The 20,953-nt window shown below is 70.7% G+C and carries 15 protein-coding genes and 1 riboswitch; of the genes, 6 read left to right on the top strand and 9 right to left on the bottom strand.

What is annotated here, in order from left to right; translation table 11 throughout:
• Positions 1-4 precede the first annotated feature (4 nt).
• The 4 genes from cysN to BWI15_RS39745 all read left to right on the top strand — a co-directional run bounded on the left by cysN (position 5) and on the right by BWI15_RS39745 (position 4,603).
• Positions 5-1,249, top strand: a complete 1,245-nt coding sequence (gene cysN / locus BWI15_RS25570) for a sulfate adenylyltransferase subunit CysN (protein ID WP_202817744.1) — start codon at positions 5-7, stop codon at positions 1,247-1,249.
• Positions 1,246-1,743: a PssD/Cps14F family polysaccharide biosynthesis glycosyltransferase gene (gene pssD, locus BWI15_RS25565; RefSeq protein ID WP_077016966.1), complete on the top strand. Its 498-nt coding sequence runs from the start codon at positions 1,246-1,248 to the stop codon at positions 1,741-1,743. Before cysN ends, pssD begins: the two co-directional genes overlap by 4 nt.
• A complete protein-coding gene (locus BWI15_RS25560) occupies positions 1,740-2,294 on the top strand; it encodes a glycosyltransferase (RefSeq protein WP_077016965.1) in 555 nt (184 codons plus the stop codon). Before pssD ends, BWI15_RS25560 begins: the two co-directional genes overlap by 4 nt.
• 326 nt (positions 2,295-2,620) lie before the next feature.
• Positions 2,621-2,782, top strand: a riboswitch (cyclic di-AMP (ydaO/yuaA leader).
• A gap of 102 nt (positions 2,783-2,884) precedes the next feature.
• Positions 2,885-4,603: a CBM96 family carbohydrate-binding protein gene (locus BWI15_RS39745; protein WP_193432188.1), complete on the top strand. Its 1,719-nt coding sequence runs from the start codon at positions 2,885-2,887 to the stop codon at positions 4,601-4,603.
• A 73-nt stretch (positions 4,604-4,676) separates the two neighbouring features.
• Here the strand turns inward: BWI15_RS39745 and BWI15_RS25540 are convergent, their stop codons facing one another.
• Positions 4,677-5,402 (bottom strand): class I SAM-dependent methyltransferase, encoded by a 726-nt coding sequence (locus BWI15_RS25540; RefSeq protein ID WP_077016961.1) that lies wholly within the window; start codon positions 5,400-5,402, stop codon positions 4,677-4,679.
• Between the two features lie 142 nt (positions 5,403-5,544).
• Between BWI15_RS25540 and BWI15_RS25535 the strand changes: the two genes are divergently transcribed.
• Complete coding sequence (locus tag BWI15_RS25535; protein ID WP_143465812.1) at positions 5,545-6,660, top strand: hypothetical protein; 1,116 nt, start codon at positions 5,545-5,547, stop codon at positions 6,658-6,660.
• A gap of 15 nt (positions 6,661-6,675) precedes the next feature.
• Here the strand turns inward: BWI15_RS25535 and BWI15_RS25530 are convergent, their stop codons facing one another.
• From BWI15_RS25530 to BWI15_RS25495, 8 genes are read right to left on the bottom strand one after another with little or no spacing between them, the layout of a single operon-like run.
• Positions 6,676-7,995 carry an RCC1-like domain-containing protein gene (locus tag BWI15_RS25530; RefSeq protein WP_077016959.1) on the bottom strand — a complete coding sequence of 440 codons (1,320 nt, stop codon included), beginning with the start codon at positions 7,993-7,995 and terminating at the stop codon, positions 6,676-6,678.
• Positions 7,992-9,599: an oligosaccharide flippase family protein gene (locus tag BWI15_RS25525; protein ID WP_077016958.1), complete on the bottom strand. Its 1,608-nt coding sequence runs from the start codon at positions 9,597-9,599 to the stop codon at positions 7,992-7,994. Before BWI15_RS25525 ends, BWI15_RS25530 begins: the two co-directional genes overlap by 4 nt.
• The gene (locus BWI15_RS25520) at positions 9,599-11,443 is read right to left on the bottom strand and encodes a cellulose synthase operon protein YhjQ/BcsQ (protein ID WP_077016957.1); all 1,845 of its coding nucleotides are present in this window, start codon (positions 11,441-11,443) and stop codon (positions 9,599-9,601) included. The genes BWI15_RS25525 and BWI15_RS25520 overlap by 1 nt, the downstream gene beginning before the upstream one ends.
• Positions 11,440-12,378: a glycosyltransferase family 2 protein gene (locus BWI15_RS25515; protein WP_077016956.1), complete on the bottom strand. Its 939-nt coding sequence runs from the start codon at positions 12,376-12,378 to the stop codon at positions 11,440-11,442. Before BWI15_RS25515 ends, BWI15_RS25520 begins: the two co-directional genes overlap by 4 nt.
• Positions 12,375-13,685, bottom strand: coding sequence for a hypothetical protein (locus tag BWI15_RS25510; RefSeq protein WP_077016955.1), 1,311 nt, complete (start codon positions 13,683-13,685; stop codon positions 12,375-12,377). Before BWI15_RS25510 ends, BWI15_RS25515 begins: the two co-directional genes overlap by 4 nt.
• Complete coding sequence (locus BWI15_RS25505; protein ID WP_077016954.1) at positions 13,682-14,587, bottom strand: sulfotransferase family protein; 906 nt, start codon at positions 14,585-14,587, stop codon at positions 13,682-13,684. The genes BWI15_RS25510 and BWI15_RS25505 overlap by 4 nt, the downstream gene beginning before the upstream one ends.
• The gene (locus tag BWI15_RS25500) at positions 14,584-15,807 is read right to left on the bottom strand and encodes a hypothetical protein (RefSeq protein WP_143465810.1); all 1,224 of its coding nucleotides are present in this window, start codon (positions 15,805-15,807) and stop codon (positions 14,584-14,586) included. The genes BWI15_RS25505 and BWI15_RS25500 overlap by 4 nt, the downstream gene beginning before the upstream one ends.
• On the bottom strand, positions 15,804-17,195 hold the full coding sequence (locus BWI15_RS25495) for a hypothetical protein (RefSeq protein WP_237771460.1): 1,392 nt from the start codon (positions 17,193-17,195) through the stop codon (positions 15,804-15,806). Before BWI15_RS25495 ends, BWI15_RS25500 begins: the two co-directional genes overlap by 4 nt.
• A 374-nt stretch (positions 17,196-17,569) precedes the next feature.
• Here BWI15_RS25495 and BWI15_RS25490 point away from each other — a divergent pair, with 374 nt between their 5' ends.
• Positions 17,570-20,923, top strand: a complete 3,354-nt coding sequence (locus BWI15_RS25490) for a PKD domain-containing protein (RefSeq protein WP_237771459.1) — start codon at positions 17,570-17,572, stop codon at positions 20,921-20,923.
• Positions 20,924-20,953: the final 30 nt, after the last annotated feature.

Below are 20,953 nucleotides of genomic sequence, written 5' to 3'. Positions count from 1 at the left end.
GGACATCCTCAGACTGGCGACGGCCGGATCCGTCGACGACGGCAAGAGCACGCTGATCGGCCGGCTGCTGTACGACACCAAGTCGGTGTTCACCGACCAGATCGAGTCGGTCGAGCGGGCCAGCCGGGACCGCGGCGACGACTACGTCAACCTCGCGCTGCTCACCGACGGCCTGCGGGCCGAGCGGGAACAGGGCATCACGATCGATGTCGCCTACCGGTACTTCGCGACGCCGCGGCGCAAGTTCATCGTCGCCGACACCCCCGGCCACATCCAGTACACCCGCAACATGGTGACCGGCGCGTCGACGGCCGACCTGGCGCTGATCCTGGTGGACGCCCGCAAGGGCCTGCTGGAGCAGAGCCGCCGGCACGCGTTCCTGTCGACGCTGCTGCACGTGCCGCACCTGATGCTGTGCGTGAACAAGATGGACCTGGTCGGCTACTCCGAGGACGTGTTCGAAACGATCCGCGCGGAGTTCACCGAGTTCGCCGCGAAGCTGGACATCGGCGACCTCACCGTCGTACCGGTGTCGGCGCTGCTCGGCGACAACATCGTCACCCGCTCCACCGCGATGCCGTGGTACGAGGGCCCGAGCCTGCTGCACCACCTGGAGAACGTGCACGTCGCGAGCGATCGCAACCTGATCGACGTCCGGTTCCCCGTCCAGTACGTGATCCGGCCGCAGTCCGACCAGTACCGCGACTACCGCGGGTACGCCGGGCAGGTGGCCGGGGGAGTGCTGCGGGCCGGTGACGAGGTGATGGTGCTGCCCTCGGGCTTCACCTCGACGATCCGCTCGATCGAGACCGCGGACGGCGAGGTCGAGGAGGCGTTCGCGTCGATGTCGGTGACGATCCGGCTGACCGACGAGATCGACATCTCCCGGGGCGACATGATCTGCCGGGTCAACAACGCGCCGTCGGTCAGCCAGGACATCGACGCGATGGTCTGCTGGATGGACGACGCGCCGCTGCGGCCGGGGCAGAAGTTCGCGATCAAGCACACCACCCGGACCTCGCGGGCGATGGTGAAGGACCTGCAGTACCGGCTGGACGTCAACTCGCTGCACCGCGACCTCGGCGCGGAGTACCTGGGCCTGAACGACATCGGCCGGGTCAGGCTGCGAACCACCCAGCCGTTGCTGTGCGACGAGTACAAGCGCAACCGGTACACCGGCGGGTTCGTCCTGATCGACGAGGCGACCAACCGGACCGTCGGCGCCGGCATGGTCAACGAGGCACGATGACGACCACCGAGCCCCGGCCGGTCGACGAGGCGCTGGCGCCGTCGATCCGGGTCCTGATGGTGTGTTCCAGCGGCGGCCACCTGGCGCAGCTGATGACGCTGCGGCCGTGGTGGTCGCAGCGGGACGTCTGCTGGGTGACGTTCCCGACCGAGGACGGCAAGTCGCTGCTGGCCGGTCAGCGGGCGGTGTACGCCTACTACCCGACCACACGGAACGTGAAGAACCTGCTGCGTAACACGTTGCTGGCCGTGCGGGTCCTGCGCCGCGAGCGGCCGGACGTGATCGTCACCACCGGTGCCGGCGTGGCGCTGCCGTTCTTCGTGCTGGGCAAGCTGTCGCGTGTCCCGACCGTCTACATCGAGGTGTTCGACCGGATCGACCACCCGACGCTGACCGCCCGGCTGTGCCGGCCGTTCACCAGCCGGATGCTGGTGCAGTGGGAAGAGCAGCAGCAGTTGTACTCCGGGTCCGCCGTCGTCGGGAGGTTGCTGTGAACGAGTGGGACGTCCTGGTCATCCTCGGCACCGATCACCACCGGTTCGACCGGCTGGTCGGCTGGGTCGATGACTTCCTCGAGCTCCCCGGCAACGAGGCCCGGACGGCGCTGGTGCAGCTGGGCTCCACGACCGCACCCCGCCGGGCCCAGGGCGTCGGCATCGTCGCGTACGACGAGCTGCAGGCACTGATGCGGCGCTCGACGGCCGTCGTGACGCACGGCGGCCCGGCCACGATGCTGGAGGTCCGCAAGCAGGGCCGCAAGCCGGTCGTCGTACCGCGGGACCCGCTGCTGAACGAGCACGTCGACCAGCACCAGCAGGAGTTCTCCCGGCGGATGGGGGCGATGGGCCTGGTCACGCTGTGCGAGGACCGGGCCACCTTCCTGGCGGCGGTGTCGGCGGTGCTGGCCGATCCGGCGGCGCACACCGTGTCGGCCGAGGAGAACCACCGTGACAGTCTGCAGCTGATGGCGGCGGTGGACGTCACCGGTCGCATCATCGACGGACTCGCGGTCCAGCACGCCCGGCGGCGCCTCCGGACGCCTTGAAAACAAGCGTTTGAGCGGCGTCCGCTCTGCCGGTGTGACGTAAAGAACGTGGTGATCTCCGGCCGAGAGGCAGAGCGAATAGTCGCCTCTGGTGTCCGGATAGCAGGCCCTGGTCGACAGCGGGTGACAATCCGGGTCGTTATCGGTCTGTGATGTGACGCTGCGTGAGGCGGCTACCGAACGTGACGTTAAGGCCCCGATGCGACGTCTTGAGGTCTTCGCGCGGACCTGCGTAAGCTCACCCGCGCCTGGCCCGGCCTGGGGACGTGCGAGGCAAGACCACTGTCGCCGGCGCGCAACGCCGAGTTCCGCCCTCCGGGCCGGCGACCTACCTACCACCCAGCAGCAGAGGGCGGAAGTGGGGGAACCACAGGTTCCGCGGAACGCCGGCCTGACCGGCGGTCCTTGGGGCGAAGCCGCGCGAGCGGCCGGGTAACACTTCCGACCCGAGCCCGACAGCTAACCTCACAGGCGTGCAGGAAGGACTGCCCCCCATGCGGGACGAAACCTCCCGTAGGCACGCTCGACATCGGGCTGCCGTTCCCTCCGACGTACTGAACGAACCTGCCGTGAAGGCGGGCCGAAGGACCGTGATCCCGATCGTGGCGGCGGGCGCGCTCCTTCTCACCACCGGCGGCCTCGGCGTCGCGGCGCTCGGCTCCGACGAGCCGGTACCCGCCCCGGTGACCGTCACCGCGACCGCGGACGCCTACGTGTCCACCAAGTCCCCGACCCAGCGCCACGGCTGGTCGACGCGGCTCGTCGTCAAGCAGAACGAGGCGACCAGCTTCCTCCGGTACGCCGTCCCGGCCGTTGCCGACGGCTACGACCGCAAGGCCACCCTGGTCCTGACCCGGCTGACCAGTAGCAAGCCGAGCACGATCCACGTGTCCGCCGCCCCGGGCGGCTGGACCGAGGCGGTCACCGCCGCCACCGCGCCGAAGCCGGGTGCACCGATCGCCGCCGCCGCCGACGACGGTACGTCGCGCGAACTGCGCGTCGACATCTCGGCGGGGGTGACGAAGGCGGGCGCCCTCGATCTGGCGCTCACCCAGTCGGCCGGCCGTGGTGGCGCGGTCTTCGGCTCCCTGCAGTCCGGCGCGACCCAGACGAAGCTGGAGATCAGCTACGTCCGGGAAGGAACGGGTGGTCCGCAACCGACCGCCCCGACCGGTACGCCGACCACCACCGCGCCGACGGCCAGCCCGACGGTGACGGCCACCAGGCCGCCCACCACCGCGCCGACCGCGACGCCGACCACCACCCAGCCGACGGCCACTCCGACGACCACGCGGCCGACGGCGACGCCGACCACCACTGCGCCGACCACCACGCCGACCACGACGCCCACCAGCGCGCCGGGCTGCACGGTGTCCGCGCTGCTGGTGCCCTCCTGCGGCGCCTGGTTCGGTGCGGCGGCGAACCCGCTGGGCTCCGAGACCTGGGACCAGGCACTGTCGGCGTTCGAGAACACGGTCAACCGGACCGTGGACATCGCGCACTACTACAACTCGAGCCCGAAGCTGTTCCCGACGGCCGAGATGATCAAGCGGGCCCGCGAACCCGGCAAGAAGCGGATGCTGCTGCTGAACTGGAAGCCGGAGATGGGCCGTACCTGGGCCCAGGTCGCCGCCGGTGACCCCGAGGTGGACAAGGCGATCGACGCCGAGGCGCAGTACCTCAAGTCGACGTTCCCGGAGAAGTTCTTCCTCGGGATCCACCACGAGCCCGAGGAAGAGGTCAAGCCGGCCGCCGGTTCGGGCTACACCGCCAAGGACTACCGGGCGATGTACCGGCACGTGGTCCAGCGGATGCGGGCCAACGGCGTGACCAACGCCGTCTACGTGATGAACTACATGGGGACTCCGCACTGGGGCTCGCAGCCCTGGTTCGAGGACCTCTACCCCGGTGACGACGTGGTCGACTGGATCGCGGAGGACCCGTACATCTTCGGCGACGACGCGAACTGGTGGGGCCCGTTCACCACCGGCGTCAACCGCAAGGACACCTACACCAACCCCGGCTGGCCGGGCTTCTACACCTGGGCGACCACCAAGCACCCGGGCAAGCCGATCATGCTGGGCGAATGGGGCATCGACGAGCAGACCATGCTCGGCATGAGCAAGGCCGACGTCCTGCGCACGGTGCAGGACGGCCTGCGCAAGATGCCGCAGGTGAAGGCCTTGGTCTACTGGAACGAGGGCACCTTCCACACCGTGGGCACGACCAGGCTCGACTCGTCCGCGGCCACCCAGGCCGCGGCCCGTGAGGTCTTCAACAGCGGCCTGCTCGCCCGGCAGCTGAAGTAGTCCGTACGACGCGACGAGACCCTCGTCCCGGTCGATGCCATCGGCACCGGCCCGGGACGGGGGTCCTGCCGTCTCAGACCTTTTCCAGCACCAGGATCAGCGCCATCCCGAAGAACTCGAGACGAGACCGCTCGATCGCGTCGGTGACCGGGCGGATCTTGCCGCCGAGACCGGACCGGTCGAACGGCGGCATGATGTAGTCGACGCCGACCAGCCGGAAGCCCTTGGCCTCGATCTGCCGCGACAGGCCGCGGACGGTGAACGAGCGCGCGTCGGCCAGTCGCCGGTGCAGCGGCACGATCCACGGCAGGAACGGCCCGTAGCGCGGCGGCCGGCGCTTGCCGAGCACGAAGAACCCGTGCGTCTCGAACGGGAACCAGCGGTTCGGCGAGGTGATCAGGAACCGTCCACCGGGTACCAGCACCCGGTGGATCTCGCGCAGCGAGGCGTCCAGGTCGGCGACGTGCTCGAGCACCTCGATCGTGGTCACCACGTCGAACGACTCGTCGGGCAGATCCAGCTGCTCGGCCGGCATCTGCCGGATCCGCAGCTTCGCCGCCAGTTCGGTTCCCTCGACCTCGGACCGGAAGACGGCCAGCCGCTCGGGTTCCACGTCGACCGCGGTGACCTCGTCGAATCCGCCGGCCAGCCGGCGGGTGTAGGTCCCGTCCCCGCAGCCGACGTCCAGCAGCCGCCGGCCCGACAGCTCGGTCAGCCCGGCGAGCGCGGTGAGACGCTTCTCGACGCCGCGGTCGCCTTTGTTGCTTCGGTGGGCACCAAGGCCCAGCGCACGTGTCATGCGATTTCCCCCACCCCAATAGCACAGCCCCCCACAGGCTGGTGATTCACACTAACGATCCGGTTGTGCGCTGACAACGGTCCTGGCGAAATCAGCGGTCGGCTCCTGCCCTCGTCGAGCTGCTCGGCAGTAGCATCAGGTGATGAGTTCACAACCCCCGGGCGGGGCGAGGGGCTGGACCCGTTGGCTGATGGTCACGGGCTGCTGTGCGCTGGCTACGGCTGTCGCGCTGGTGAGTTGTGCCCTGGTGCGCGACGACGACCGGCCGCCCGGACGCAACGACGCCGCCCCCCGGCCGCAGCCGACCTCCACGTGCACCGTGTCCGCGCTGCTGGTGCCGTCGTGCGGGGTCTGGTTCGGTGCCGCGGCGAACCCGCTGGGCGAGGAGTCCTGGGACGAGGCGCTGCCGGCGTTCGAGAAGGTGCTCGGCCAGACCGTCGACATCGCGCACTACTACAACGCCAGCCCGAAGCTGTTCCCGACCGCGGACATGATCAAGCGGGCCCGCGAGCCCGGTAGCAAGCGGATCCTGCTGCTCAACTGGAAGCCGGAGATGGGCCGGACCTGGGCGCAGGTGGCGGCCGGGGACCCGGAGGTCGACGCCGCGATCGACGCGCAGGCCGACCACCTGCGGACGTCGTTCCCGGAGCGGTTCTTCCTGACCATCCACCACGAGCCGGAGGAGGAGGTCCGGCCCGAGGCCGGATCGGGCTTCACCGCCGCGGACTACGCCGCGATGTACCGCCGGGTCGCGCTGCGGCTGAAGGCGAAGGGCGCGACGAACGCCGTCCTGGTGATGACGTACCGCGGCTCGCCGCACTGGGGTTCGCAACCGTGGTTCGAGCAGCTGTATCCCGGTGACGACGTGGTCGACTGGATCGCCGAGGACCCCTACATCTTCGGTCCGGACCCGGAGTTCTCCGGCGGGATCGGGCAGGCGGTGAACCGCACCCAGAAGGCGTACCCGCGCTGGCCGGGCTTCTACACCTGGGCGACCACCAAGCACCCGGGCAAGCCGATCATGCTGGCGGAGTGGGGCGTGAGCCGCAATCTGGGGGAGAACAAGCGCAGCGCGGTGTTCGCCACGATGCCGGACCAGCTCGCGGCCTTTCCCCAGGTGAAGGCGCTGGTGTACTGGAACGAGACCGACTTCCCCGACATCGGCGCCACCGAGCTGCGGGCCGGTGATCCGGCGGTCAAGGCCCTTCGCAAGGCGCTACGGTCGCCTCGGCTCACGCCTCCCGCCGTACCGAAGTGAACGGCGGGCGACGGGTCATCGCAGCGCGATCAGCACGTGCCGGCGGCCGACGCCGACGGCGGTGACCCAGCTCGGCGCCGGGACGCCGTTCTCCACGGTCACCGGTCCTGGTCTGTTGCGGTCGCGGCGGTCACCGCTGCCGAGCTGACCGCGCCCGTTGGCGCCCCAGGTCAGGATCCCGCCGTTCTGCAGCACCGCGACGCTGTAGCTCTCACCGGCCATGATGTGCTGCACGGCCAGGAGTTTCGCGGCGTCGCCGTCGCCGCGCACCGGCGTCGCGAACGGCTGCGTCGTGACGGTGCCGTTGCCGAGCTGGCCGCCGTTGTTGAGCCCCCAGCCGACCACCGACCCGTCCTTGAGCAGGGCCAGCGTGTGCTTCTCCGCCGAGGAGACCGCGGTGGCCCCGGTCAGCGGTTTGCCCGGTGCCAGCAACACCTCGGCGGGAACGCTGCGGTTGGTGGCCGTTCCGTCGCCGAGCTGCTTGACGTCGTTGCGTCCCCAGGTGAGCACGCGCCCGTCGCCGAGCAGCGCGACCGAGTGCTGCCCGCCGATGGCGACCGCCCGGACGCCGGTGAGCGGTGCCTTGTCCCGCCCGGTGATCAGGACCGGGAGCGTGGCCACCTTCGGCGCCGACGGACCGAGCTGGCCGTACTCGTTGTTGCCCCAGCCAAGCACCGTGCCCTGGTCGGTGAGGGCCAGCTCGCTGCCGCCGTCGGCGGAGATCGCCCGGATGCCGGTCAGCGGGCCGGTCCCGGTCGGGTTCAGTACGACGCTCGGAGTGGTCGGGTTCGCGGTGGTGTCCGCGTTGCCCCGCTGGCCCGAGTTCGCCCGGCCCCACATCACCACCGTGCCGTCCTTGCGCAGGGCAACGGATGTGTTCGAGTCGGCGGCGATGTCGGTCACGCCGGTCAGCAGGCCGGGCGCACCGTCCGGCGCGCGGACCGGTAGCGGGACGACCGACGGGGCCCGGGTGCCGTTGCCGAGTTGCGCGTCGTCGTTGGCTCCCCAGGCCAGCACGCGGCCGTCCTGCAGCAGGGCCAGCGAGTGCTGCTCGCCGGCGGCCAGGGCGATCACTCCGACCAAAGCGGCGCCGCCTCGGTCCAGTACCGGGCCGAAGCTGGTCCGGATTCCGGTCGGCGCGGACCGGCCGAGCTGACCGGCGTCGGAGAACCCGCTCGACAGGACCAGGCCGCCGGTGTTGGTCGGTCCGGCGGCGGACGGTTCGGCGAGCGGCTGGGCCTTGGCGCAGGCGCTCAGCCCGGCGGCAGCCGTCAGCAGCGCCAGGGCGGCGAGGGCAGGGCGCGTGAAGCGGTGAGGGACAGAGCGCAGGATCATGACATCGGTACCGGCTTCGTCTCGTCCGCGGTCGGAAGCACACCGGCCGGCTCGGGGTGAGGACGGCGCCGCAGCATCGCGGTGAACGCCGTCAGGGCAAGGTGGTCGCGCAGTTTCCACAACGCGACCAGGTAACCGGCGGCCCCGACCGCCAGCACGGCCACGAGCACTCCGTCGGAGGGGTCCGCGACCAGTTTCAGGAACTGCGCCGGTACGGCGAAGAAGCCGAGCGCCAAGCCGCCGACGATCACCGACAGGCGGCTGAACGGCAGCCAGTGCAGGGTGAGCGACACCTGGATCATGCCGAGCACGTTGCGCACCACGATCGCCGCGGCCCAGGCGATCGCCGCGCCGACGATGCCCAGAGGCGGGATCAGCAGCACATTCAGGACCAGGTTGATGCCGAGGGCAACCAACGCGTTGACCAGGCTCAGCCCGCTCCGGCCGGACATCAGCAGGATCAGGTCGACCGGACCGCCGGCAGCGGCCAGCAGCGCGGCCACCGCGAGCACGATCACCACGTCGTCCCCGGCCCGGTACTGCGTACCGCCGAAGACGTGCAGCAGCAACGGCGCGAGCGCGAGACAGGCCAGGAAGAACGGCCAGGTCAGCGACATCGTCCAGGCGGTGACGGTCTGGAAGACGCGCTTGGTGGCCCGGTCGTCCCCGGAGGCGAGCAGCGCGCTGGTGTGCGGCGCGGCGACCTGCTGGATCGCCTGGGTGCCGAGCTGCCCGATCACGAACAGCCGGGTGGCCACCGTGTAGACCGCCGCCTCGGCCGGCGAGCGCAGTGCGGCGACGAGCACGATGTCGGCCCGCTGCAGGATGGCCTGGCTGATCCGGGAGATCACCCGGGGCCACGTGTAGACGGCGTACTCGCGCCAGAGGTCACGGCGTGCCGACGGCGGCAGGCCCGGTCCGCTGCGGGCGACCAGCCGGCGCTCGATGACGAGGAACCAGCTGATCGCGACGACGGTGGCCACGACGTACGGCAGCGCCCAGGCCAGCGTCAGACCACCGAGTCCGGCGCCGGCCGCGAGGGCGACCCCGACGAAGCCGACCTGGAGCAGGGCCCGGCCGATCTTGTCGACCAGTACGGTCGGCCGGATCGCGGTGAGCCCGCGGGTGGCCGACAAGACCGTGTTCGTCACCGCCGCGAGCGGGACGCAAACGGCCAGGACAGCGACCGCCCGGCTTCCCGGCGTACCGCTGGTGTCACCGAGGACGGCGTCGGCCACCTGGCTCCGCAGGACGAGCAGCACGGCACCCACGACACTGCCGCCGGCGAAGGAGACCAGGGCAGCCATCCGGACGGTGGCCCGGGCGTCGGCCAGCCGGTCCTCGACCAGGAAATGCGGCAGGAACTTCGACAGCGAGACATCCGAGCCGAGCTCGGCGATCGCCGCGACCATCAGGAACACCGCGGTCAGGGCGAACAGGCTGCCCGCCACCCCGGCCTCGGTGCCCTGGGTCACCACCCAGGTGAGCAGTAGGGTCAGCACGGCGCCGCCGGCGGCTCCGACCAGGTTGGCGGAGCCGCCGCGGGCGATCTTGCTCAGACTGGCCGGGTGCGGGCCGGTCGTCTCGGCGAGGGGCGCAGTCACTACACCGTTCTCCGTGAGGCGGCGTAGCCGGTTTCCTCGTCGTCGCTCGCGTCGGCGTCCGGGAACCATGCCGGCGTCTCCTTGGCCGGCCCGTTCTCCCGGCCGTTGACCTGGCCGTTGGGCTGCCGGGTCCGATCGTTGCTCTCAGCATCGATCTTCTCGGTGTCCGGCGCGGGCCGGTCCTCGAGCGCGGGCAGCTCCTCGGTCCGTTCGTCCACCGCGACCAGTTTCGGCGCCGTGGCGGCCGAGACCTGGGCGGTCTCGCGTACCGGTACCTCCGGGGCATCGGCCGTCTCGGGCGCCGGGCTCGCGACGGCCGGCGACTCCTTGTCCGGCTCGGTCCGGTTCCGGCGCAGCAGGCCACCACGGGGCGTGTGATCGACCACGACACCGACCAGCCGGGCGCCACCGCGGGCGACCGCCTCGGCCGCGTGCTGGAGGTCGACCGAGGTGGTCTGCCGCAGGCTGACCAGGATGATCACGTCGGTGCACAGATCCGCCAGCGTCAGCGTCTCCGGCGCCGAGGCGATCGGGCCGGCCACCAGGACCCACTGCGAGTCCGGTGACAACCCCTCGAGGAACTCCCGCATCTGCGGCGAGGCCAGCTTGTCCACCGATGTCGAGTACTTCGGACCGACCGGAACGAACCGCAGGTTCGGCTGGTACTCCGTGGCCACCTCGTCCGCCTCGGCGGTGTCGTTCAGCACCTCCGCGACACCGTCGACGTCACCGAGCCGGGTCGCCCGGGTGAGCTCGCCATCGGTGTCGACGAGGGTGACGGTCTGGTCCGACCGGGCCAGCGCGGCTGCGAGAGCCAGGGGAGTGGTGGTGTGTGCCCCGGCCGCGCCCGCCGGAACGAGCAGCACCGCGCCGCCGTCCGGACTGGCGACGCCGAGCACGCTGCGCAGCAGCCGGGCCCCGTCGGGCAGTCCGGCGGATGCGTCGACCAGCAGAGCGTCGGCCTGTTCGTCGGTGACCGGCGTCACCGTGCTGAGCACCGGGTAACCGAGCGCCTTCACGTCGCCGACCGTGCGCAGGGTGCGGTCGTTGAGGGCCCGCATGATCGCCAGGACCAGGCCGAGCAGGAGACCGATGCCGGCTCCCGCGACTGGCATGATCCAGCCCGGCAGGCCCGCCGTACCGGTCGGCAGGGTGGCCGGCGACAGCACCTGTCCAGGGTCGCCCTGGAACAGCCGCAGGTCGCTGATCTGGTTCTCCAGCTTCGTCGCCTCGGCGGTGGTGGTCGCCACTCGCTGGTCGGCCAGGACGCGAGCCGGCGTACCGGCGGTGGTCTTGTCGCGCGCGGCGAGGTTGCGCTGCAGGGCGGACTGGTTGGCGTTGCGGGCCTTGGTCAGGTTGTTGATCTGTGCCTGGACCGACTCGGCCGCACGCCGCTCCCGGGCCACCAGGTACGCGTTGGCGAAGGCGTTGGCGCCGTCGCGCGCCGCCGCCGGGTTCAGGTCGGTGTAGGCCACCTCGAGGACCTGGGAGTTCGGCGGGTTGGTGACCGCCAGCTGCTCCACCAGGGCCGCGACCGACGCCTTGCTGCGCAGCGTCGACTTGGCCAGCTGGGCGACCGCGTCGGAGCTGACCAGCTGTGCCTCGGTGCCGAGGTTCGCGAGGTTCTGTCCCCGGGCGCCGGGCGCGTACGGGTTGCCGTTGGCCGGCTCGACCAGCACGGTCGCCGTCGCTGTGTAGGCGGCCGGCTGCTGCCGTGCGCCGAGGAATCCCAGCGTGGTACCGACCGCCAGCAGGGCGACGATCACCGGCAGCCGGCGCGCGAGGCCCGACCAGGTGAATCTGCTGCCTTGTACGGCGCCGGCCGTCTCCGTTGTGCCGCTCATATTCCCCGCCCTCTCGCATTCGCCCATTGCAGAACTCTGTTCGCCGGGACGACCCCAGAAGCGATCGCCAGCGCGAGGTACCCGCGCTTCTCACCAGGTGCCAGCCGGAGGGCCCGCAGCGCCCACCGGGATGAATCGGACCGCTGCTGCAGCGCGGCGTAGGCCACGGCCTTCTGGCCGTAGATCCGCGCCAGCCCTCGTGGGCTGTCCCGGATCACCTCGTGCTTGTCGATCATGTAGTCCAGCGCCTCGATGATCACCGCCCAGCGGGTGGTGAAGAAGGAGCCGGGGTGCCACAGGACCTCGACCAGTGGTTTGCTGGCCACGGCCACCTTTTCCGCGGCCAGCGCCCGCAGCATCCAGTCGTAGTCCTCGGCGTACCCGCCGGGCAGGTCCTCATCGACCCAGCCGATCCGGTGGAACGCGTCGCGGCGGACCACGACAGTGGACGGATGCGCCTCCATCACTCGGCGGCGGGCCAGCTCGGCCACCGTCACGTCGGCCGGGGTCGGCACCCGGACGTGGGTCTGGTCGCCGATGGTGATCTCGATCCCGCACACCGACAGCCCGGCCCCGGTGGTGATCAGCATCGCCACCTGGGTGCTCAGCTTGTCCGGCCGCCAGCTGTCGTCGTCGTCGCAGAACGCCAGGAACTCGCCGGTCGAGGCGGTCACGCCGCTGTTGCGCGCGCCGGCCAGGCCCGGTGTCCGGGTGTTGGTGACCACCCGGACGACTCGCTCACCGGCCTGCCCGGTCAGTGGCAGGTCGGCGGCCAGTCCGGTCTCGGGCTCGCTCTGGTCGTAGACGACGACCAGCTCCACCGGACCGGTGTAGCTCTGTGCGGCGATCGAGCTGAGCGCCTTGCGGAGCAGTTCCGGCCGGTTGCGGGTGGCGACGACGACGCTCACCGAAGGAGCAGTGGGCGGTGTACTCATGAGGTGCTCCTTCTCAGCACGGGTGGAACGAATCGGTCGGTGAGCGACCGGACCCCGGTCAGCAGCACGACTCCCTGGACAGTGGCGCCGACCTCGGCGATCCGGTGTACGGCCTCGGTCAGCGCCCGGTGCCGGGTGCGCGGGGTGACGATCAGAACGACGTTCCCGGCGAGCGCGGCCAGCACGGAGCCCGGCTCGCTGGTGACGCCGTCGCTGGTCACCAGGACGGTGCTCGCTCGGGCCCGGGTTCGTACGACGGGAACGGTGTCGACGGGCAGCACGCTGTGGTCGACGACCCAGGCCCGCCGCCCGTGGTGCCGCAGCGCGGCGGAGAGCTGGTCGGCCGCAGCCCGTTCCGGTTCGCCCGGCGGCCGGTCCGGTGGCGCGACCACCACGGCGCCCGCCCCCATCCCCAGTACGCCGGTGGTGATCGGGTCCCAGTCGTGCCCGCCCGGCTGGCCCGGTTTGTGCAGCCGGAGCTTCACCACCGCGCTACCGGGCACCAGACGGGTCACGTCGCTGACGCTGCCCAGCCGGCCGGACCGGATAGCCGACAGCAGCAGACCGGCGAGTCCGCCGAGCACGAGCCCTGCCACCGGAGGCACCAGAGGGTTGACCCGCCGCGCGGACGTTGTACCGCCGACCCGGACGACCTGGCCCGGGTACGCGCTGGTGGCGAGGATCTGCCGCGACTCGGTCTGCCGGGCGGCGATCTGGGCCGCGATCGCCTGCCGGGTGGCGCGCTGCTCGGCCAGTTTGGCCGGCGTGGGATTGCCGGTGATCAGCGTTGCGTCCAGCCGCGCGTTCAGCGTGGCAATCTGTTGGCCGATCAGCTCCGCCCGATGGTCGCGACGGGCCTCCAACTCGCTGCGCCGCAGCGTCCGGTACGCGGTGGTCATCGCCACCGCGCCCCTCTCGGCGGCCCGCCGGTCCGTGGACTGGTAGGTCACCTTGAGCACCTTGGTGGTCGGCACCGCCGAGATGTGCACCTTGGTCTCGATGTTCTTCTCACCGGTGGCTTGCCGGGCTGCCTGCAGGATCGGCGCCGACACCAGCCGGGCGGCCTCGGTGTCGATGGTGAACCACTTCGCTCCCTCCGCGCCCCGCCGGGCCAGGTAGAGCGGAACGTCCGCGACCAGGACGGCCGAGGTGGAGGAGTAGACCCGCGGCGTCCGCAGAGTCCAGGCCACACCGACGACGGCGCCGACCAGTGCGCAGACGGCGACGGCCACCACGCCCCTGCGCATCGCGCGCAGGTAGGCGGACAGCTCGACGGCGTCGTCGCGCGCCGGGCGGCCGGGCTTCACGACCGCCAGCTCGGTGTCGCGCCGAGAATGCCGGTGAGCTCGCGGTCGGACGCCTCGAACCGCTCCAGCAGCGTCGACCGCAGCGAGTCCGCCATCGGCTTGCTCGGCCGGGCGTTCGCCTGCTCGACCTTGGCCGGGTTGTGCACCGGCAGGCCGAGCCACTGCTGCAACCGGGCGAACTGCTCGACCGGCTCGGCGAAGAACCGGTTCGCGTCGATCACGAAGACCTGCTCCGGCGACAGCGCCTGCTGCAGCCGGACGATCTGCTCGGCGTACCGGCCGCGGCCGACGTAGGCGTGGTGGCGGTGGTGGAAGCTCTGGTACGACGGGTCCGCCTCGATCCGCTCGACCTCGCCGGCCAGCCGCTCGTCCTCCAGCGCCAGCGCGGTCTCGAAGTCCTCGGTCTCGAAGCCGCGGGCCTTCTCGTGCTTGTACGCCGAGAACGCGCGCTCGACCGGGTCGCGGACCAGCGTGACCACCTTGACGTCCGGCAGGTGCCGGGCGATCCGCTCGGCCGCCAGGGGATGGAACATGTAGTAGCCGCTGCTGTCGAACGTCATCGGCCGGCCCACCCGCCGGGTCCGGGCCGCCGCCACCGGGGCGACCGGGAAGTGTCCGCGGTACCAGGACCACGGGTGGTCGTAGCCGATGTCGAAGTACCCGATGCCCTTGTGGAACAGGGGTCGCACGATCGCCGGGTGGTCCACCAGCAGCCGGTACAGCGTGGTCGTCCCGCAGCGCTGGGCACCGGCCACGATCAGGTCGGGCAGCATCCGCACCCCCGAGGTGGCGCGGCCGACGGCACGGGTCGCCGTGCGGATGGCGTTCTGCGCGCCGTCCGGAACGACGTCCCGGGTGGATCGCAGCACGGCGGTGCTCCTGGCGGTCAGACCGGCGGTCATCGGGCTCCCTTCGTGGCGGTGATCCGCCGGCTGTGCCGGGACAGTGCGTCGAGCACGGTCCGGGTCGTCGGACCGAGGACCTCGCCCTGCGCGCCCTGGCTTCCGATCAGGTAGCGCGCCGCGAGGGAAACCAGATAGAGCCCGCCCAGCAGGTCCTGCTCATCGGGCGAACACCGCGGATGGCTGACGTACGAGCTGGTCAGAGCGGTGTCGAGCACCTGGTCGGAGAAACCCGCCGCACGGGTGCTCGTGTGCACCACGTAGTGCACCCGATCCAGCCCAACCGGTACGCCGGTGGCGAACCGCTCCCAGTCCCACAGCTGCAGCCGCCCGCCGCGATGACCGAGGTTCCAGGGCGCGAAGTCGCCGTGCCAAGCGGTCAGCCGGACCACGTCGTCGCCACGGCTCCGCTCGATCCGCTCCAGCGCCTCCTCGTACGACGCGCGCCGGCCGGCGTCCTCGATCCGGTCGGCGGTGCCGCGCAGCTCCCGCCAGTACGCCGTCGTCGCGAGCGCGGCCGAGCCTTCGTCGTACCGGTCGTACAGCTCGTCGAGCGGTGCCAACGGCGGTTGCAGCAACACGCCGGGACCGGGCCTGGCCGCGGTGTCGAGTGCGGAGATCACGAGCAGTTCGACATCGTTCCAGCTGCCGAGGTGGAGCAGTGCGGGGATCTCGAGCAGGCTCCAGTCGTGGCGGGCGAGCTCGGCCAGGTTGGCGCCTTCCTGGCGGACCAGGCCCGTGGTCAGGTCGGAGTCGCCGACCTTCACGTACGCGACGCAGCGCCCGCGCCGGTCGAAGACCTGCAGGATCGGCTTCTGGTTGGCGCGCAACGTCCCGACGCCGAGTCCCACCACGACGTCGGTGCCGAGGATCCCGGACAGGTGCCGCTCGATCGAGTCGCCGCCGGCCGGCGGACCGATCCGGATCCGGTCGGCCAGCAGCCCTTCACCGCCGACCCGCAGCGCGGCCGAACCGATCAGCCGGACGGCGCGTTCCTTGCCGGACAAGGCGCGGCTGAACCGGCGCAGCCCACTCGACGCGGCGGCCCGGCGCCCGGCCGGGACGAGCAGGCGCGGCGCCGAGCGGGACGGGACGAAGATCAGGTCCTGCGCGCCCGGCGTACGGCGGCGGCCGCGGACCAGCTGCACGGCGCGATCGGGCCACAGTCGCTCGACCGTACGGACGAGGCGGTCGGTGGTGAGATCCGCGGTGACGGTCATCGGGTCGTCACCGCCTTCGCGTCGCGGTCGTCCCGCCACATCAGGCCCAGCGCGATCATCAGTGTGAACAGCGGCGCGCCGAGCGTGTCGTAGACCAGGATCTCGATCAGGAAGAAGAGCAGCACCGCGAGCCCGATCATCGTGATCGGCTCCCGGCTGCGCACGTGCCGCGCGAACCGGACCAGGAAGAAGGCCAGGAACAGCGCCGTCCCGAGCAGCCCCTGGGTGAACACCACCAGCCACAGGTGCCCCTGCGTCCCGAACGGCGGCACGGCGCAGGCCGGGCAGCCCAGCGTCGCGCCACCGGCGATCGAGCCGAAGCTGCCCTCGACGTCACGGGTGTTGCCGAAACCGATCAGCGGTGAGCCCTTCACGGTGGACTCGATGGTCTTGACCGCGAGCTCGCTGCGCCGGTCGTTGCTGTGCTGGTGGGCGAGTCGCTCGCTGATCATGGTCGGCAGCGGCGACAGCAGCGCGGCCACGACCGCCACCACCGCGACCGGCGCCAGCCACGCCATCGCGTGGAAGCCGCGCAGCCGGATCACCTGCACGACGGCGTACAGGGCGCCGACGACGAGCACGGCCCACAGTCCGCGGTTCAGCGAGTACACGACCGGGATCGCGGCGACGACCAGCACCGGCCAGCCGGCGATCCGCCGCCAGCCGGACTCCCGCCCGAACCACCCGTAGAGGAAGAACGGCAGGAAGAACGACAGGTTCGCGCCCCACGAGTTCGCGTACGCGTACGGCGCCCGCGGCCGGGGCTGGGCGAAGCCGAGCACGTTCTGGATGTCGGCGGTGGCCGGGTGGATCAGCGCGTGCAGGAACTTGTTGGAGCCGATCGAGTGCGGTAGCACGAGCTCGAGCGCCGAGCTGAACTCGAAGTTCGGCGCCAGGACGCCGAGCAGTCCGCCGAACGCGGTCACCACGAACATGTAGCCGAGCAACCGGACCACGCGCTGCGTGGGCAGCCGCGTCTTGTCGGTGTTGCCGACGTAGAGCAGCACGACGGTGACCACGACGTACCAGCACAGCCGGTAGGTGTAGGTGAGCAGCGTGCCGCCGAGCGGGCCGGTGGTGCTGAACGGCGCGTCGCTGGTCAGCATCGTCGCGCTGACCAGCACGACCGCGAGGAAGGCGATCCACCAGCCGAACCCGCGCGGAGCGATCACCGTCTTGCGGCTGATCAGCGACCAGGCCATCGGTACGGCGGCCAGGAAGAAGACGAACTCGGTCATGCCGAGCACCCACCACAACGGGAACCCGACGAACAGCACCGACAACGGCCAGCCGGCCCACCAGCGGTCGCGGCGTGGCGCGGCGCCGCCGGCCCCGACGGTCCCGGCCGCCGCGGCGACGTTGTGTGACGACAAACTGAGTTCCCCCACCCGTGCTCCCGAGCACCTGCGACCCCGGCCCCCCGGCCAAGCTGGTGCTCTCCCCACACCGAGGATAGGTGCAGGAGAACGGATCGCCAATGACCGGTGACGTTTTCGGCACCTGTCCGTGACGAGCAGTCGGCGCCGGCCGCTTCGACTGTCCTGATTTTCGTCACTGAGCGTCGCGGCCGGCTGCTGTGTGGTCACTTGGGCGGGCGGATTCGGGCCCCGGCCGCCGATTTGCCGTCGAGCTGCTGCGGCAACCGGCCGGAAGGTGTTTACTGTCCGTTCAAGGGGACCTGGAGCGCCGGGGGGTGTGCCAGGCAAGGGGTGGTTGTCCCGCATCGCCGTTCAGTGCGCTGCGGGGCGGGGGAGGAACGATCGTGCGTAAGTCCTGTTTCTGTGTGCTCCTGGCGTTGCTGACGGCGCTGACCGGGAGCCTGGTCGTGCTGGGCCCGTCGGCTTCGGCCGTCCAGGTGACCCAGGACCGGGTGGTCACCGACGACCCGGCGAACTGGACGCCGCACGTGCTGGACGGGTCGGTCAAGACGATCCAGCAGTTCGGCAACCGGATCCTGATCGGCGGCGAGTTCACCCAGGTCCAGTCCCGTGACGGTGCCACGACGTACGCGCGGACCAACCTGGCGGCGTTCAACGCCACCACCGGTGAGATCGACGCGTCGTTCGCGCCGAACCCGGACGGCGAGGTGACCACGATCATCCCGGCCGGCGACGGCGCCAGCGCGTTCGTGGCCGGCTACTTCAACAACATCAGCGGCGGCGGCTCGCCGAGTGTCGCCAAGATCGACGTCACCACCGGCGCCCGGGTGTCCGGTTTCCACTTCCCGCGGATCGACGGCCGGGTCAAGGACCTGCGGCTGTCGAACGGCCGGCTGTGGCTGGCCGGACTGTTCACCACGATCGAAGGACATCCGCAGGCCGGTCTGGCCACGGTCGACCCGGCCACCGGTGCCTACGACCCGTACATGGCGCTGCAGATCGCCGGCCTGCACAACGGCGGTGTCACCACCGTGCTGAAGATCGACATCACGCCGGACGGCGGCAACCTGGTGGCCATCGGCAACTTCGACACGATCCAGGGTGTCAAGCACCACCAGGTGTTCATGCTGAACCTGACCGGCCCGGCCGCGACGGTGGAGAACTGGCAGACGAACTTCTACAACACCGCCTGCTCGAGCTCGTTCCAGACCTACATGCGCGACCTGGACATCTCGCCGGACGGTTCGTACTTCGTCATCTCGACCACCGGCGCGTACGGCGGTTCGCTCACCGCCTGCGACTCCACCGCGCGGTGGAACACCGGCGCCCGCGGCTCCGACCTGAAGGCCAAGTGGATCAACAACACCGGCGGTGACACCACCTACGCGGTCGCGATCACCGGTTCGGTGGTCTACACCGGCGGGCACGCCCGCTGGCAGAACAACCCGTTCAGCGGCGACTCGGCCGGTCAGGGTGCGGTCTCGCGTCCGGGCATCGCCGCGCTCGACCCGGTCAACGGCCTGCCGTTGTCGTGGAACCCGACCCGCGAGCGCGGAGTCGGCGTCTTCGACCTGCTCGCCACTCCCGCCGGCCTGTGGGTCGGGTCGGACACCGACCGGATCGGCAACTTCGAGTACCACGGCAAGATCGCGTTCTTCCCGCTCGCCGGCGGCACGGTGATCGCGGCGAACAACACGCCCACTCTGCCGAACAACCTGTACATCGCAGGCCGCCGCAAGCAGCAGTTGCTGTCCGTCACCTGGGACAACACGCTGAGCCGGTCGTCGTTCAACGGGACCACCGCCACCGCCCTCACCTCGGTGCCGAACGGCGTCACCTGGGGCAGCAACCGCGGTGCCTTCATGCTCAACGGTCAGCTGTACGCCGGCTGGTCCAACGGCGCCTTCGACCGGCGCAGCTTCGACGGCACCACCTTCGGCGCCGCGACCGCGGTGAACACCGGCGACCTGCTCACGAACATGTCCACCTGGCACGGCGAGGTGCAGAACATCACCGGCATGTTCTTCGACTCCGGCCGGATCTACTACACCCGGTCGGGCCAGTCGAACCTGTACTACCGGTACTTCACACCGGAGAGCAACGTGGTCGGCGCGAACGTCTTCACCGCCACCGGCAGCCTCACCGGGATCAACTTCTCCCAGGTCAACGGCATGGTCCTGGCCGGCAACACGCTGTACTGGGCCCAGTCCACCGACGGCACGCTGCGCAAGGCGACGTGGAACCCCGCCACCGCAACGCCGGTGGCCGGCACCGCGCAGACGCTGTCGACCGGTATCGACTGGCGCGCCCGGACGCTGTTCCTGTACCAGGACCCGACCGGGCAGGGGCCGAACCAGTCGCCCACCGCGCAGGCGGCGGTCAACTGCACGGACCTGAACTGCACGTACTCGTCGGCCGGTTCGACCGATCCCGACGGCACGATCGCGTCGTACGCGTGGACCTTCGGTGACGGCACCACCAGCACCGACGCCAACCCCACCCACCGGTACGCCGCGGCCGGTACCTATTCGGTCGGCCTGACCGTCACCGACAACCGCGGAGGCACCGCGAGCAAGGTGCAGAACGTTGCCGTCACCCACGTCAACACGTTGCCGACAGCAACGTTCGGAGAGTCCTGTGACAGCCTGACCTGTGCCTTCGACGGCTCCGCGTCGAGTGACCCGGACGGCCCGATCACCGGCTACGCCTGGAACTTCGGCGACTCCACCACGGGCAGCGGCGCCAAGCCGTCGCACACCTACGGCGCGAGCGGCACCTACACGGTGACGCTCACGGTGACCGACAACGAGGGTGGCACGAAGACGACGTCGCACCCGGTCACGGTGACCCGGGTGAACCAGGGGCCGACGGCCAGTTTCACCACCGACTGCACCGATCTGGCCTGCGGCACCAACGCGGCCGGCTCGACGGATTCCGACGGCAGCATCACCGGCTACGCATGGACCTTCGGTGACGGCGGGACCGGCAGCGGGGCCACGGCATCGCACACCTACGCGGCCGCGGGCACCTACACGATCAGCCTGACGGTGACCGACAACGACGGCGCGACGGCGTCCACCACGCGGTCCGTGACGGTCGTCGACCCGGCCCGGACGATCGACTTCGTCGGCTCCAGCCGGGTGAACGGCAACGCCGCGAGCTTCACGCTGACCGTGCCGAGCGCGGTGAGCGCCGGGGACGCGCTGCTGCTGTTCTTCGCCGACAACGACCCGGGCCCGGTGATCACCGGCCCGGCCGGCTGGACGCTCGTGGAGTCCGTGGCCTCGACCAACCAGGTGGGCCGGCTGTGGCGTCGTACGGCGACCGCGAGCGACGCCGGCAGCACCGTGCAGGTGGTGACTTCGACGCTGACCAAGGCCGATGCGACCTTGCTCGCGTACCGCGGTACGGCGGCCGATCCGATCTCCGGATCGGCGACCGGGAGCGAGACGGTGAGCCAGGCCGCGCACACCACGCCGACCCTGAGCACGTCGACGGTGGGCGGCAAGCTGGTCAGCTACTGGGCGGAGAAGTCGTCGGCGACCACGACGCTCACCCCACCGGCAGGGACCACCACACGGGCAAGCAGCACCGGCTCCGGTTCGGGCCGGATCACCGCCTTGACCGTCGACAGCAACGATCCCGTGGTGCCGGGCACCGTTGGGGGCCTGACGGCGACCGCCGACTCGGCCAGCGCCCGAGCACTGATGTTCAGCGTCGTCCTGGCGCCGAGCTGATCCGATCGACGTCGAACACGCTGTGCAGGG

Source organism: Kribbella sp. ALI-6-A (assembly GCF_001984195.1).
Taxonomy (GTDB): Bacteria; Actinomycetota; Actinomycetes; order Propionibacteriales; family Kribbellaceae; genus Kribbella.
This window is presented reverse-complemented; position numbering and strand designations above follow the sequence as displayed.

Coding starts and splice junctions, on each gene's coding strand:
- pssD (WP_077016966.1), top strand. CDS start 1,246: ATGACGACCACCGAGCCCCGGCCGGTCGACGAGGCGCTGGCGCCGTCG.
- BWI15_RS25540 (WP_077016961.1), bottom strand. CDS start 5,402: ATGACACGTGCGCTGGGCCTTGGTGCCCACCGAAGCAACAAAGGCGAC.
- BWI15_RS25535 (WP_143465812.1), top strand. CDS start 5,545: ATGAGTTCACAACCCCCGGGCGGGGCGAGGGGCTGGACCCGTTGGCTG.
- BWI15_RS25530 (WP_077016959.1), bottom strand. CDS start 7,995: ATGATCCTGCGCTCTGTCCCTCACCGCTTCACGCGCCCTGCCCTCGCC.
- BWI15_RS25520 (WP_077016957.1), bottom strand. CDS start 11,443: ATGAGCGGCACAACGGAGACGGCCGGCGCCGTACAAGGCAGCAGATTC.
- BWI15_RS25515 (WP_077016956.1), bottom strand. CDS start 12,378: ATGAGTACACCGCCCACTGCTCCTTCGGTGAGCGTCGTCGTCGCCACC.
- BWI15_RS25505 (WP_077016954.1), bottom strand. CDS start 14,587: ATGACCGCCGGTCTGACCGCCAGGAGCACCGCCGTGCTGCGATCCACC.
- BWI15_RS25500 (WP_143465810.1), bottom strand. CDS start 15,807: ATGACCGTCACCGCGGATCTCACCACCGACCGCCTCGTCCGTACGGTC.